11 protein-coding genes are annotated in these 12,567 nt (G+C 70.2%); 4 read left to right on the forward strand and 7 right to left on the reverse strand.

Annotated features, from left to right (window positions below):
• Positions 1–755 precede the first annotated feature (755 nt).
• Both MJ607_RS11725 and MJ607_RS11730 read right to left on the reverse strand, forming a co-directional pair.
• Positions 756–1,598, reverse strand: coding sequence for a UbiA family prenyltransferase (locus MJ607_RS11725; RefSeq protein WP_243075783.1), 843 nt, complete (start codon positions 1,596–1,598; stop codon positions 756–758).
• Positions 1,599–1,608: 10 nt separating this feature from the next.
• Positions 1,609–2,070, reverse strand: coding sequence for a hypothetical protein (locus MJ607_RS11730; RefSeq protein ID WP_243075784.1), 462 nt, complete (start codon positions 2,068–2,070; stop codon positions 1,609–1,611).
• A 170-nt stretch (positions 2,071–2,240) separates the two neighbouring features.
• On the opposite strand from MJ607_RS11730, the gene MJ607_RS11735 reads away from it, so the two are divergent.
• Positions 2,241–2,825 (forward strand): nitroreductase family protein, encoded by a 585-nt coding sequence (locus MJ607_RS11735; RefSeq protein WP_243075785.1) that lies wholly within the window; start codon positions 2,241–2,243, stop codon positions 2,823–2,825.
• Positions 2,826–2,905: 80 nt separating this feature from the next.
• Here the strand turns inward: MJ607_RS11735 and MJ607_RS11740 are convergent, their stop codons facing one another.
• Positions 2,906–5,119, reverse strand: a complete 2,214-nt coding sequence (locus MJ607_RS11740; RefSeq protein ID WP_243075786.1) for an ATP-dependent Clp protease ATP-binding subunit — start codon at positions 5,117–5,119, stop codon at positions 2,906–2,908.
• A 149-nt stretch (positions 5,120–5,268) separates the two neighbouring features.
• The gene (locus MJ607_RS11745; protein ID WP_243075787.1) at positions 5,269–6,264 is read right to left on the reverse strand and encodes a GlxA family transcriptional regulator; all 996 of its coding nucleotides are present in this window, start codon (positions 6,262–6,264) and stop codon (positions 5,269–5,271) included.
• Between the two features lie 108 nt (positions 6,265–6,372).
• Here MJ607_RS11745 and MJ607_RS11750 point away from each other — a divergent pair, with 108 nt between their 5' ends.
• On the forward strand, positions 6,373–6,609 hold the full coding sequence (locus MJ607_RS11750) for a hypothetical protein (protein ID WP_243075788.1): 237 nt from the start codon (positions 6,373–6,375) through the stop codon (positions 6,607–6,609).
• Between the two features lie 23 nt (positions 6,610–6,632).
• Here MJ607_RS11750 and MJ607_RS11755 read toward each other — a convergent pair whose 3' ends face one another.
• From MJ607_RS11755 to MJ607_RS11765, 3 genes are all read right to left on the reverse strand, one after another.
• The gene (locus MJ607_RS11755) at positions 6,633–7,727 is read right to left on the reverse strand and encodes a glycosyltransferase (RefSeq protein WP_243075789.1); all 1,095 of its coding nucleotides are present in this window, start codon (positions 7,725–7,727) and stop codon (positions 6,633–6,635) included.
• A gap of 1 nt (position 7,728) precedes the next feature.
• On the reverse strand, positions 7,729–8,952 hold the full coding sequence (locus MJ607_RS11760) for a glycosyltransferase (RefSeq protein WP_243075790.1): 1,224 nt from the start codon (positions 8,950–8,952) through the stop codon (positions 7,729–7,731).
• 115 nt (positions 8,953–9,067) lie between these two features.
• On the reverse strand, positions 9,068–10,249 hold the full coding sequence (locus tag MJ607_RS11765; RefSeq protein WP_243075791.1) for an AI-2E family transporter: 1,182 nt from the start codon (positions 10,247–10,249) through the stop codon (positions 9,068–9,070).
• A 151-nt stretch (positions 10,250–10,400) separates the two neighbouring features.
• Here MJ607_RS11765 and cls point away from each other — a divergent pair, with 151 nt between their 5' ends.
• Positions 10,401–11,864, forward strand: a complete 1,464-nt coding sequence (cls, locus tag MJ607_RS11770) for a cardiolipin synthase (protein WP_243075792.1) — start codon at positions 10,401–10,403, stop codon at positions 11,862–11,864.
• An 87-nt stretch (positions 11,865–11,951) separates the two neighbouring features.
• Entirely contained in the window at positions 11,952–12,551 is a 600-nt protein-coding gene (locus tag MJ607_RS11775) for a hypothetical protein (protein WP_243075793.1), read from the forward strand.
• The last annotated feature ends 16 nt before the right edge of the window (positions 12,552–12,567 follow it).

Below are 12,567 nucleotides of genomic sequence, written 5' to 3' on the forward strand. Positions count from 1 at the left end.
AGATCCCCGAACCCGACTACCGCGCCCTCACCGCATAACAACACGAGGGATCACACGCGACCGGATACACCACTCAAAAGGACTTGACCGGGTTCAGGTGGTGGTCGCGCCCGAGCGGGGTGAGTGGATGCCGCATCCACTCGCATGACCCGACACGAACTCACCCCACCCAGACTTGACTAGCCGGGTTGGGGTGAAGACACGACGCCTCCCCGACGGCGACCCGGCACGAACTCACCCCACCCCGACTTGGCACCCGGGTTCAGGTAGTGGTCGCGTCCGACCCGCTCCCGAGGCGTCGCCCGCTGCGCCCGAGCGGGGTGAGTGGATGCCGCATCCACCCCCACGACCCGACACGAACTCACCCCACCCCGACCTGACTAGCCAGGTTGGGGTGAAGACACGACGCCTCCCCGACGGCGACCCGGCACGAACTCACCCCACCCCGACTTGGCACCCGGGTTCAGGTGGTGATGGCGTCCGACCCGCTCCTGCGGCGTCGCCCGCTCCGCGAGCGGGGTGAGTGGATGCCGCATCCACCCCCACGACCCGACACGAACCCACCCCACCCAGACTTGACCAGCCAGATTGGGGTGAAGACACGACGCCTCCCCGGCTGCGACCCGGCAGGAACTCACCCCACGCCCGGCCGCCCGGCCGCCCGGCCGCACACCCCGGCTCGCGGCCAACCGTCCGCAGCGCGGGCTGTCGCCGACCGCCCATGACGTTCCCGAACACGACAGGGGCGCCCCGGCTCACGCCGCGACGGCGCCGCCCGTCGCGACGAGCTGGGCCGCGAGCAGCAGCGCCGCGACCATCACGAGACGGAACAGCGCGCGCGTCGGCGGCCGCACGAGCGCGAGCACGCCCGTCGCGACCGCGACGACGACGACGGCCGCGAAGAACACCCACGACACGGCCGAGACATCCGCGAGCGCACCGCCCGACGAGCCCACGAGCACCGCGACGGCCCCGACGACGATCCCGGCCGCGGCGAGCACGGCGGAGGCCCGGGCTCCGAGCCGGTGGGGCAGGCCGCGCACGCCCATGCGGCGGTCGTCTTCGAGGTCGGGCAGGACGTTCGTGAGATGCACGGCCGCGCCGAGGGCCGCCCCCGCGACCCAGCCCCAGCCCGCCGCGATCCTCGGGTCGGGCAGCGAGAGGGTCGCGAGCGAGGGGAAGATACCGAAGCTCACGAGGAACGGGACGATCGAGGATGCTGTCGCCTTGAGCCCCGCGTTGTACGCCCAGGCCGACGCGAGGAAGACGGCGTGGGCCGCCAGCATCCCGAATCCGAGCGCTCCCGAGAGCGCGAGCGCCACCGCGACGGCGCCGATCGCGCTGGCCCACGCCAGTCGCTCGCTGACGTCGCCGCGCGCGATCGGCTTGTCGGTGCGGCCGACGGCGCGGTCGCGGGGCGCGTCGATCGCGTCGTTGGACAGGCCGATCGAGACCTGCCCTGCGAACACCGCGAGGGTCAGCAGCGCGAGCCGCCACGGCTCGAGTCCGACGGCGATGCCGAGGGCGAGCGCGAGCGCCGAGACGACGAGCGTCGGACCCGGATGGGTCGACCCCCACAGCGCGCGCACGGCCGCCATCGAACGGAGCCTAGGACGCGACCCGGCGCCCGCGAACGATCCCGACGATCGAGAGCACGAAGGCCGCGAGGTAGGCGAGTCCCATGACGACCGCGGCGCCGTAGAAGATCGCCGCAGACGTCTCGTACGAGATCCCGGTCCACGTCGTCAGCGCCGAGTCGAGGTGGCCGCTGTCGCCCGAGTCGGGCACCGTGAGCGCTCCGAGGACGAGCGTGAGCCACAGCACGATCGTCGCGATGTCGTAGCCCAGGCGCGTCGACTTGCGCGCTCGCGCCTCCGGGTCGAAGCGCGTGAGGAGGGGCGGCACGAGCAGCGCGAGGATCGTCAGGACGCCGTAGAGCACCCCGACGATCGCGAGGTAGCCGATGTCGGCGCCGACCCAGCCGCGGCCGAGGAAGAAGAAGATGGGCAGGAGCACCCCGAAGACCCACTGGGCGAGGAACACGAACCGGCCGGATGCTGCGAAGCGCATGCTCCGACCGTAGCGCCCGCACCCTCCGCGACCCGGGAGCGTGCACCCGCCCCGCCCCGCGACCGGCCGAAACGCGGCGAAACATGGGAACAGCATTCAGGTTCGAGGAGTTGGATCGTCGAGGGCCGACGTCGTCCCGCCGGAATGCACACCACCCGAACGGAGCCGTCATGTCGCTCATCGCCACCCGCACCGCGTCCACCGAGGCGCCCATCCTGGACGTGCTCGCCGAGCGCTGGAGCACGCGGATCTTCGACCCCGCCGCAGTGATCGACGAGGGTGCCCTCGCAAGCGCGCTCGAGGCCGCACGCTGGGCGCCCTCCGCATCGAACACGCAGCCCACGCACTACATCGTGGCGCGCCGCGGCGGCGAGGCGCACGCCGCCATCGTCGTGACGCTCGCGGGCTTCAACCAGGCGTGGGCGGGCGACGCCTCGGTGCTGATCCCGGTCCTCGCCGAGACCGCCGACGAGACGGGCGCGCCGCGGCCGTGGGCCCTCTACGACGCCGGCCAGGCAGCCGCCCACTTCACGGTGCAGGCGCACGCCGTCGGGCTCTACACGCACCAGCTCGGCGGCTTCGACGTCGAGGCCGTGCGCGCCGCCTTCGCTCTCGACGAGCGGTTCCGGCCCATCACGATCATCGCCGTCGGTTCGCTCGGCGACCCGGCCGCGGCATCCGTCGCCATCGTCGACCGCGAGAACGCCCCGCGTCAGCGCCGCCCGATCGCGGACTCGGTCCTCCTCGACGCCTGATCCTGGCCAGCACGACGCGAACGGCCCGGCGACCACGCCCCGGCGGATGCCGCGCACAGGCCGTTCGCGTCGTCGCCGATTCAGTCGTCGAGCAGCTCGGCTTCGATCACATCGTCGTCGGAGGGCGAATCGGATGCCGCGCCGGCACCTTCGCTCGTCAGCACGAGGTCCGAGCCGTCGGCCGCGACATCCACCCGCACGACATCGCCGTCGCGGACTGCGCCCGACAGGAGCGCCATCGCGAGCCGGTTCTGGATCTCGGACTGGATGAGCCGGCGCAGCGGCCGCGCGCCGAAGACGGGATCGTAGCCGCGCTCCGCGAGCCACGTGCGCGCCTCGGGCGTCACGGCGAGCGTCAGCCGGCGGTCGAGCAGCCGCCGCTGCAGCGCGTCGACGGCGAGCTCGACGATCTGCGCGAGGTCGTCCTGCGTGAGCGCCTCGAAGATCACGATGTCGTCGAGGCGGTTCACGAACTCGGGCTTGAACGCCTGCCGCACGAGCGCCTGCACCTGCTCGCGCTTCTGCTCGGATGAGATGGTCGGATCGATGAGGATCGGCGACCCGAGGTTCGACGTGAGAATCAGGATGACGTTCTTGAAGTCGACCGTGCGGCCCTGGCCGTCCGTCAGCCGGCCGTCGTCCATGACCTGCAGGAGGACGTCGAAGACCTCGGGATGCGCCTTCTCGACCTCGTCGAGGAGCACGACGCTGTACGGCCGCCGGCGGACGGCTTCGGTCAGCTGCCCGCCCTGCTCGTAGCCGATGTAGCCGGGAGGGGCGCCGACGAGCCGCGAGACTGTGTGCTTCTCGCCGTACTCCGACATGTCGATGCGCACCATGGCGTGCTCGTCGTCGAAGAGGAACTCGGCGAGCGCCTTCGCGAGCTCGGTCTTGCCGACGCCCGTCGGCCCGAGGAAGAGGAACGAGCCGGTCGGCCGGTTCGGGTCGCTGATGCCCGCGCGCGAGCGGCGCACGGCGTCGGATACGGCCTTCACGGCCTCCTTCTGCCCGATGAGGCGTCGGCCGAGCTCGGTCTCGAGGTGCAGCAGCTTCTCGGTCTCGCCCTGAAGGAGCCTTCCCACCGGGATGCCGGTCCACGCCGCGATGACGGCGGCGATGTCCTGCTCGGTGACCTGATCGCCCACCATGCGCTCCTCCGGCGAGCTCGCCTCGGCCTGCTCGGCTTCGGAGATCTCGCGCTCGAGCTGCTTGATCGTCTCGTACTCGAGCTTCGACGCGCGCGTGTAGTCGGCCTCGCGCAGCGCTCGATCGCGGTCGATGATCGCCTGGTCGAGCCGCTTCTTGAGCTCACCGACGCGCTTCAGGCCCGCGCGCTCGCGCTCCCACCGCGACTCGAGCCCCGCCAGGTCGGTCTCGACGTCGGCCATCTGCTCGCGCAGCTTCGCGAGTCGCTCCTTCGACGCGTCGTCCTTCTCCTTCTTGAGGGCGAGCTCCTCGAGGTGCATGCGGTCGAGGCGGCGGCGCAGCTGGTCGATCTCGAGCGGGCTCGAGTCGATCTCCATCTTGAGGCGGCTCATCGCCTCGTCGATGAGGTCGATCGCCTTGTCGGGCAGCTGCCGGCTCGGGATGTATCGCTGCGAGAGGGATGCCGCGGCCACGAGCGCGCCGTCGCCGATCGTCACGCCGTGGTGGGCCTCGTAGCGGCCCTTGAGCCCGCGCAGGATCGCGACGGTGTCTTCGACCGACGGTTCGCCGACGTACACCTGCTGGAAGCGGCGCTCGAGCGCGGCATCCTTCTCGATGAACTCGCGGTACTCGTTGAGCGTCGTGGCGCCGATGAGGCGCAGCTCGCCCCGGGCGAGCATGGGCTTGAGCATGTTCGACGCCGCGACCGAGCCCTCGCCGCCGCCGGCGCCCATCAGCACGTGCAGCTCGTCGATGAACGTGATGACGCGCCCTTCGGACTCGGTGATCTCCTTGAGGACGCTCTTGAGGCGCTCCTCGAACTGCCCGCGGTACATCGCGCCGGCGACGAGCGCCGAGATGTCGAGGGTCACGAGCTCCTTGTCCTTGAGCGACTCAGCGACATCGCCCGCGACGATGCGCTGAGCGAGCCCCTCGACGACGGCGGTCTTGCCGACGCCGGGCTCGCCGATCAGGACCGGGTTGTTCTTCGTGCGGCGGGTCAGCACCTGGCTCACGCGCCGGATCTCGCTGTCACGGCCGATGACGGGGTCGAGCTTGCCCTGCCGCGCGCGGTCGGTGAGGTTGATCCCGAACTGCTCGAGGGCGCTGCGGGCATCCTCCTGTCCGGGCTGCTGGGTGGCGTTCATGCATCTCCTGAAAAGTTGAGTCGTCTTGGCTCAAGTTTAGCAAGTGACGGATGCCGCGGCAATGCGGCCCCGCACCCGGTCGTCGAGCGACCGCCCCACACGCGGCAGCCGATTCTGCGAGTCGCCGGGAGGCGCGGCTCGCCCCGCGATCAGGCGACCGGCTCGAGCACGCGGACGGGAGCCTCCATCGACTCCTCGTGGCACGCGAACCGGGCCCGATAGGCCGTGGGGGTCGTGTCGAGCACGCGGGCGAAGTTCTGGCGCAGGACGGCGGCCGAGCCGAAGCCGCTCTCGTACGCGATGCGGTCGAGACCCAGATCGGTCTTCTCGAGCAGCCGCTGCGCATGGATGATGCGCTGACGCGCGAGCCACGCGGCGGGCGTCGCGCCGTGGTCGGCCTTGAACCGGCGGGCGAAGGTGCGGGGCGACATGTGCGCCTTCGCGGCGAGCTGGTCGACGGTGAGCTCGAGGCGGAGGTTGTCGAGCATCCAGTCGGTCACAGGCGCGAGCGACAGGCTCTGCGCGGCCGGGAGGGGCTTGTCGATGAACTGCGCCTGCCCTCCGTCGCGCTGCGGCGGCACGACCATGCGCCGCGCGATCTTGTTCGTGAGTTCGGCGCCAAGCTCCTGCCGCAGCAGGTGCAGGCACGCGTCGAGACCCGCGGCCGTGCCTGCGCTCGTGATGATGCGGCCGTCCTGCACGTAGAGGACGTCGGGGTCGACGTCGATCGAGGGATACATGCGCTGCATCGTCTCGGCGTACATCCAGTGCGTCGTCGCACGGCGGCCGTCGAGCACACCGGACGCCGCGATCACGAACGACCCGCTGCACACGCTCAGCACCCAGGCCCCACGGTCGACGGCGCGGCGCACGACGTCGGTGACGCGCGGGTCGACGGTGCCCCACGTCTTCCGCGGGATCGGCGTCACGACGACGAGGTCGGCCTCTTCGGCGAAGGCCAGGTCGTGCTCGACGTTGATCGAGAACGCGAGGTTCGAGGCGATCGCGCCGGGCTCGGCCGCGACGATCCGGAAGTCGAAGGACGGGATGCCGTCATCCGACCGATCGAGGCCGAACGCCTCGCAGGCGAGTCCGAACTCGAAGGGGGCAAAACCCTCCTGCACGATGACGGCGACGGTGCGCATCTGGAACTCCTCCCGCCGAACGGCTCCGAATCGGTGTGGCAGTTTTCATACTGTCGATGTCCATCCTGCCACTCGTGGCAGTTCTGGTGCAAGCGTAGCGTGACTGCCATGTTCATGGTGATTCTTCTTGCAGCGCTCTCGATCTTCGCGATCGCCGCGACGGTCGCCGCCCTCCGCACGGACGGCTACCGACGCACGCCGACCGACTGGTCGCGCCTCCCTGACCGTTCCGCCTCCGACGACAGGCCCCAGATCGGCCAGACCCTGTGGAAGGTCGACGCCGCGCGCGTCGACTCCTCCGCACCCGACGCCGGCGTCCGCCGGCTCGAGCCCGCGCACCGCTGAGGCCGCGCTCCGACCGCGGCGGCTCAGCTCTTCGCGAGCCCCGCCGCGGTCTCGAGCAGGATGTCGGCCGAGCGCGTCCACGTGAACCGCGCGATGTGCGCGGCACCGGTCGCGACGAGCTCGGCGTGCAGCGCGGGGTCGTCGAGCGAGCGCACGGCGGCGGCGAAGGCCGCGGCATCCGTCGCCGGGGCATAGAGCGCGCCGCCGCCCGCGACCTCCCGGAAGATCGGCATGTCGGTGGCGACCACCGGCACGCCCAGCTCGAGCGCTTCGGCGAGCGGCAGTCCGTAGCCCTCGTCGAGCGATGCCGAGACGAGCACGGCCCGATCGGCGAGGAGCGCCGCGTATTCGGCGTCGGTGACGCCGCCGTGGAAGACGACCGACGCGCCCGCGGGCACGAGTGCCTCGAGCTCGGCACGGCGGGAGTCCGAGATGCGCGAGAGCAGGTGCAGCGTGCGCCCCGGCAGGTCGCGCATCGCGCGCACGAGCGTCTCGACGTTCTTGTACGGCATGAACGAGCCCATGTAGACGAGGTTCTCGGCGCCCGGGACGACCGAGATGCCCGCCGGCAGCTGCTCCGCGAGGCGCTGCGGAGCGTTGGGGATCACGACGACGGGCCGCTTCGTGAGGCGCACTGCCGCGAACTGGTCGGCGCTCGTCCGGCTCACCGTCGCGACGACGTCGGCGCCGTTCAGCGTGAGCCGCTGCGGCACGTACGACAGGTGGAACAGCCGCCACCCCAGCCGCACGTACCACGGCAGGTTCTTCGGCGGAGTGCGGTGCCGGTAGTAGATCGTGTCGTGCAGCGTGAGGATCAGCCGGAAGCGCCGCCCCCTCGACCCCAGCGTCTGCATCGGCGAGAAGACGACATCGGGTCGGTGGCGATTGAGGAGCCGAGAGGCGAGCGGCTCGCGCAGCGACGTCGGGGGGTTGATCACGATGACCGGCGCGCCCTCGGGGAGCAGCGCGCGCTGCGCGTCGTCGCAGATCACGAACGAGACCTCGACGTCGCGACGGGATGCCGCGGCCCACACGGCCGCCGCGAGCTCCGCCGAATAGCGGCTGATGCCGTCGTGGAAGTCGGTGCGGATGTACCGCGCGTCGAAGAGCAGACGCATGTCAGGAGTCGAGCGGTTCGCCGCGGTAGAGCTTCTCGAACGTGTCGAGCGTCTTTTCGATGTCGTGGATCTCGACGCCGTCGAGCGACGCCTGCTGCATGCGCAGGTATTCGTCGGGCGAGGCGGTCAGCACGCGGCGGAGCTTGTCGGCGAGGTCGTCGACGCTGCCCGGCTCGAAGAGATACCCGTTCCCGCCGTTCTGCACGAGGTGCGGCAGGGCGACAGCATTGGCCGCGACGATGGGGAGTCCCGACGCCATGGCCTCCATCGTGGCGATGGACTGCAGCTCGGCGATCGACGCGATCGCGAAGACGTCCGCGCGCGTGTAGGCGGCGCGCAGCTCGTCCTCTTCGATCTTGCCGAGGAACGTCACGCGGTCGGCGATCCCCAGCTGGTGCGCGACCTGCTCGAGATGACGACGCTGATCGCCGCCGCCCACGATCTCGAAGACGACGTCGAGGTCGCGCGCGAGCTTCGCGATCGCCTGCAGCGTGACGTCGACATGCTTCTCGGTCGTGAGGCGGCCGACGGAGAGCACCCGGCGATGCGGCCGGGGAGCGAGATCGGGCGTGTAGTTCGCCTTGCGGATGCCGCAGCTGATCGGGAGGACGCCCTCGATGTCGATCGTCTTCTCGAGGAACTCCGCGGCGCGGCGCGTCGGCGTCGTCACGGCGCGAGACATCTCGAACGTGCGGCGCGCGTCGTCCCACGCGAGCTTGAGCACGAGCTTGTCGATGAACGCCGGCATCGACGTGTGGTCGATGATGTTCTCGGCCATGACATGGTTCGTCGCGACGACCGGGATGCCGCGCTCGCGCGCGATGCGCGTGAAGCCGCGGCCGATGATGATGTGCGACTGACTGTGCACGACGTCGGGCTGCACGTCGGCGAGCACACGACGGGCGTAGAACTTCGAGCGGAACGGCAAGACGTAGCGGAGCCACTCGTGCGGACGCCAGCGGAACGCCGGCAGACGGTGGACCGTCATCTCCTCGCCGTCGATGACCTCGCGGAAGCGGCCGTGATTGCGGTGCCCGACGCTCGGCGCGACGATGTGCACGTCGTGTCCGCGTGCGGCGAGACCCGCAGCGAGCCGCTCGGCGAACCGCGCGGCGCCGTTGACGTCGGGCGCGAACGTGTCGGCGCCGATGAGGACGGTGAGCGAACGGGCGTCTCGATCGGCCGACTGTGCGGCGGGGGAATCGGGGGTCGCGGGGGGAGTCACGGGATGGGTGGCTGCCTATCTCTGCGGCGCGCCGGTGGGTGGGCTGGCGCTCGTCCACTCTACCGGAGCCCCTCCGAGCGACGCGGATCCGCGCTCGGCCTGCCGCCGCGACGCCTCAGATCTTGAGGTCCTGCTTGGGGACGACGACCTCGCGGATGATCAGGAGGATGGATGCCGTGATCGGCAGCGCGATGAGCACGCCGAGCACGCCGAGCAGCGTGCCGCCGACGAGCGCAGCGATGAGCACGAGCGCCGCCGGGATCTCGATCGCCTTGTTCATGACGCGGGGGCTCACGACGTACGACTCGATCTGGATGTAGACGAGGTACGCGATGAAGAAGATGAGCGCCTGCTGCGGGCTCGAGAACAGCGCGACGATCGACGCGAGGATCCAGAAGATGACGGAGCCGAAGAGCGGGATGAGCGTGATGACGAACGCGATGACCGCCATGAGCGCCGCGAACGGCAGGCCGATCACCCAGTGCAGGCCGAACACGACGACCGCGTTGATCGATGAGAGGATGACGCCGCCGATGAGGGCGCTGCCGACCGAGCCGGTGATCCGCTCGGTGAGGTCCGAGAGCTTGGGGCGGTTGCGCGCCGGAGCCAGCGCGTAGAGCGCACCCTTCATCGCCGTGAGTGATGCCAGGAAGTAGAGGGTGAGCGCCACCACGATGAAGCCACCCGAGATCGCGGCCACGATGCCGGCGCCGACGGCGAGGACGCCGCCGCCGATGGCAGCGAGGAACGCGGGGTCGGACAGTGAGAGCGCGAGCTGGTCGAGCGCCGCGCCGAGTCCGACCTGCCACTCCGCGGGCAGGCCCAGGAACCAGTCCGACTGCGGGATCTCTTCGACCGCCTTGGGCAGCTCGACGAAGAACTGCACGATCTGCGCGATGACGGGCGGCAGCACGAAGACGAGGAAGGCGACCATGAGCAGCGCGAACGCGCCGAACACGATACCGATCCCCGCGCCGCGCTTGACATTGTGGCGCTCGAGCATGCGGACGATGGGGTCGAGGCCGAGCGCGAGGAAGAGCGCCAGCACGATGTAGACGAGGATCGTCGAGATCGAGAGCATCGCGCCGCCGATCAGCAGCGCCAGAAGCACTCCGAGGGTCGCCGCGAACCCGACGATGAGAGGCCGGTCGAGCGTCGCGAGGATGCGCGCGCGGAGCCCCGTATCGAGACTCAGGACCGCGGGCTCGGCGAGGACGCCGGGGATCGGTGCGGCCTCGACGACGGCCGGCTCGGGCTGACGCGTGGAGGCGTCGGCAGACGGCGTCGGTTCGCTCATGGCGCCACTCTAGGGCCAGGTCCCGCGCGGGAGGCGACGACGCTCGAATCGGCGCTCACCCGGCCGGGGTGACCGCGCTCCGGCTCCCAGGCGGTAGCGTTCCGAGAGCGGCGGGGGAAACGCGCCCTGCCCCGGCATCGGGAGATCCGCCATGGAACCGACCCTGACCGTGAACCTCATCTGGCTCGCCGGCGTCCTGGTGAACTTCGCGATCATCGTCGCGGCCCTCCTCATCCTCCCCAAGCGCCGCAAGCCCACGGCCGCGATGGCCTGGCTGCTCGCGATCTTCCTGCTCCCCTATCTCGGCATCCTGCTCTTCCTCGTCATCGGGAGCATCAAGCTGCCGAAGTCGCGCATGGAGGCGCAGGCCCGCATCGACGAGCGGATCAAGGAGCGGGTCGCCCTCGCTCGGCTCGACTCGCCGCACGCCGACGAGCCGCGATGGTTCCAGCGGGTGCTCGAACAGGCGGAGCAGCTCACCGGCATCCCGGCCCTCCACGGCAACGCGATGACACTCAACGGGGATTACAACGGCTCGATCCTGCAGATGGCGCAGGAAGTCGACCTGGCCCAGCGCTTCGTGCACGTCGAGTTCTTCATCATCGGCTTCGACGACACGACGCGCCCGTTCTTCACCGCGATGGAGAACGCCGTGAAGCGCGGTGTGACGGTGCGCCTGCTCGCCGACTACATCGCGACGCGGAAGGTGCCGAACTCTAAGGAGATGACGGCGGAGCTCGACCGCATCGGCGTCGACTGGGCGTGGATGCTGCCCGTCGAGCCCTTCAAGGGCAAGTACCAGCGGCCCGACCTGCGCAACCACCGAAAGATCGTCGTCGTCGACGGCACTGTCGCCTTCACCGGCTCGCAGAACCTCATCGACCGCAGCTACGACTCCCCCAAGAACATCAAGCGGGGCCTCAAGTGGCAGGAGCTCGTGACGCGCGTCGAAGGGCCCGCGGCATCCGCCCTCAACGTCGTCTTCCTCTCGGACTGGCTCATCGAGACCGGCCATCAGCTCTCCGACGAGTACGTCGCGGTCGAGACGATGCCCGCCAAGGGAGACCTGCTGTGCCAGGTGCTGCCGAGCGGCCCGACCTACAGCACCGAGAACAACCTGCGCCTGTTCCTCGCGCTCATCTACGGAGCGACCGAGAAGGTGATCCTGACCAGCCCCTACTTCGTGCCGGACGAGGCCATGGTCTACGCCATCACGTCGGCGTGCGAGCGGGGGCTCGAGGTGCAGCTCTTCGTGTCGGAGGTCGCGGACCAGTGGCTCGTCGGGCACGCGCAGCGGTCGTACTACAGCGTGCTGCTCGAGGCGGGGGTGCGGATCTTCCTGTACCCCGCGCCGTACATCCTGCACTCGAAGCACTTCTCGATCGACGACGACATCGCCGTCATCGGCTCGAGCAACATGGACATCCGCTCCTTCAGCCTCAACGCCGAGGTCTCGGTGCTCGTGCGCGGCGAGTCCTTCGTCGCGGACATGCGCGCAGTGGAGCAGGGCTACCGCGACGCCGGGCGCGAGCTGACCCTCGAGGAGTGGCGCCGCGAGCCGCGCTCGGCCACCTTCTACGACGGCGTCGCGCGGCTGACCTCCGCCCTCAACTAGACGCGCCTCGCGGGTCCAGGTCGAGTAGGCCGCCGCAGGCGCCCGTATCGAAACCTCCCTTCCAGCCTCCGCACGTAGCCTGGAGGCATGACGACACTGCGCGCCGACGCCGACCCGACGCTCTGGGTGCCGGTGACCGATTCGCTCGGCTTCAAGGGACGCCGGCACCGCAAGGCCGCGATCCGGATGCTGCTGACGCAGGCGAATCGCGCGCTCGGCTCGACCGAGAAGCCGGGCAGCGGATTCCTCGCGTGGAGCATGAGCCAGGCGGCGCCGTTCCTTATCAAGCGCGCCGCGGGGCGCGTGCTCGTGTGGGTGTGGAAGGCCGACCCCGAGCTCGTCGTCGTCATGGCGCAGGTGCAGGAGGCGACATCCCAGCTGCGGGCCGCGCGCGCCTCGATGCCGATGGAGTACGACGACACCGAGTCGTTCCGCAATCCGCACCTCGGGGTGGGCGAGAAGCTCGCGATGCCGCTCCCCCGCGATGAGCGCACGCCCCCCTTCGCGACCTACACGTGGGACACCGGCTCGCACTTCCTGACCGTGACGGCCGTCTGCTCCGATCGCGAGCGGTTCGGCACGATCATCGGCAGCGTCGACGACCTTGCCCGCACGGTCCGCGTCGCCGAGGACCTCACGATCGGCGAGTCGCCCACGGTCCTGCGGATCGACCCGCCGACGGCCTGACGATCGGCCGCGGCAT

The organism is Microbacterium sp. SS28 (genome assembly GCF_022761035.1).
GTDB lineage: Bacteria > Actinomycetota > Actinomycetes > Actinomycetales > Microbacteriaceae > Microbacterium.

What these genes read in the sequence shown, in the direction of transcription:
- MJ607_RS11725 (WP_243075783.1), bottom strand. Translation starts at nt 1,598, where the DNA reads ATGGCGGCCGTGCGCGCGCTGTGGGGGTCGACCCATCCGGGTCCGACG.
- MJ607_RS11730 (WP_243075784.1), bottom strand. Translation starts at nt 2,070, where the DNA reads ATGCGCTTCGCAGCATCCGGCCGGTTCGTGTTCCTCGCCCAGTGGGTC.
- MJ607_RS11735 (WP_243075785.1), top strand. Translation starts at nt 2,241, where the DNA reads ATGTCGCTCATCGCCACCCGCACCGCGTCCACCGAGGCGCCCATCCTG.
- MJ607_RS11740 (WP_243075786.1), bottom strand. Translation starts at nt 5,119, where the DNA reads ATGAACGCCACCCAGCAGCCCGGACAGGAGGATGCCCGCAGCGCCCTC.
- MJ607_RS11745 (WP_243075787.1), bottom strand. Translation starts at nt 6,264, where the DNA reads ATGCGCACCGTCGCCGTCATCGTGCAGGAGGGTTTTGCCCCCTTCGAG.
- MJ607_RS11750 (WP_243075788.1), top strand. Translation starts at nt 6,373, where the DNA reads ATGTTCATGGTGATTCTTCTTGCAGCGCTCTCGATCTTCGCGATCGCC.
- MJ607_RS11755 (WP_243075789.1), bottom strand. Translation starts at nt 7,727, where the DNA reads ATGCGTCTGCTCTTCGACGCGCGGTACATCCGCACCGACTTCCACGAC.
- MJ607_RS11765 (WP_243075791.1), bottom strand. Translation starts at nt 10,249, where the DNA reads ATGAGCGAACCGACGCCGTCTGCCGACGCCTCCACGCGTCAGCCCGAG.
- cls (WP_243075792.1), top strand. Translation starts at nt 10,401, where the DNA reads ATGGAACCGACCCTGACCGTGAACCTCATCTGGCTCGCCGGCGTCCTG.
- MJ607_RS11775 (WP_243075793.1), top strand. Translation starts at nt 11,952, where the DNA reads ATGACGACACTGCGCGCCGACGCCGACCCGACGCTCTGGGTGCCGGTG.